The following is a 1,100-nucleotide window of genomic DNA, read 5'->3' on the forward strand; positions in this document are numbered from 1 at the left end:
GCCATTCCGCTGATAAGTCCTGAGGCTGCAACACTCGGTCCTGTCGGATCAAAAGTATAGCTTACACCTGAAACATAATTCGAGATCGTTGAGAATCCGTCAGCCGAACATGTAGGCGCTGTTGAAGCGATTGTCGGAACTGCAGGGGTTGCCAACTTCGCAGCATTGCTGAATGATGCAGAAGATGCAGAAGTACAATCCGTATTTCCTGCCGTTACCGTATATGGGGTGCCAAGGGCCATTCCGCTGATAAGTCCTGAGGCTGCAACACTCGGTCCTGTCGGATCAAAAGTATAGCTTACACCTGAAACATAATTCGAGATCGTTGAGAATCCGTCAGCCGAACATGTAGGCGCTGTTGAAGCGATTGTCGGAACCGCAGGAGTTGCCAACTTCGCCGCATTGCTGAATGAAGCTGAAGCAACCGAAGTACAATCCGTATTTTCTGCCGTCACCGTATAAGTGGTGCCAAGGGCCATTCCGCTGATAAGTCCTGAAGCAGCAACACTCGGTCCTGTCGGATCAAAAGTATAGCTTACACCTGAAACATAATTCGAGATCGTTGAGAATCCGTCAGCCGAACATGTAGGAGCTGTTGAAGCGATTGTCGGAACCGCAGGAGTTGCCAACTTCGCTGCATTGCTGAATGATGCCGAAGATGCAGAAGTACAATCCGTATTTCCTGCCGTTACCGTATATGGGGTGCCAAGGGCCATTCCGCTGATAAGTCCTGAAGCAGCAACACTCGGTCCTGTCGGATCAAAAGTGTAGCTTACACCTGAAACATAATTCGAGATCGTTGAGAACCCGTCAGCCGAACATGTAGGCGCTGTTGAAGCGATTGTCGGAACCGCAGGAGTTGCCAACTTCGCCGCATTGCTGAATGATGCAGAAGATGCAGAAGTACAATCCGTATTTCCTGCCGTTACCGTATATGGGGTGCCAAGGGCCATTCCGCTGATAAGTCCTGTAGCTGCAACACTCGGTCCTGTCGGATCAAAAGTATAGCTTACACCTGAAACATAATTCGAGATTGTTGAGAATCCGTCAGCCGAACATGTAGCCGCCGTTGGGGTGATTGTTGGAACTGCAGGTGTTGT

General features: G+C 49.8%; 1 pseudogene. It reads right to left on the bottom strand.

The features are described from left to right. Positions 1-1,100 (bottom strand): annotated as a pseudogene (locus BD847_RS20750) (T9SS type B sorting domain-containing protein); the annotation flags it as partial.

Origin of the sequence: Flavobacterium cutihirudinis, from assembly GCF_003385895.1 — a bacterium.
GTDB lineage: Bacteria > Bacteroidota > Bacteroidia > Flavobacteriales > Flavobacteriaceae > Flavobacterium > Flavobacterium cutihirudinis.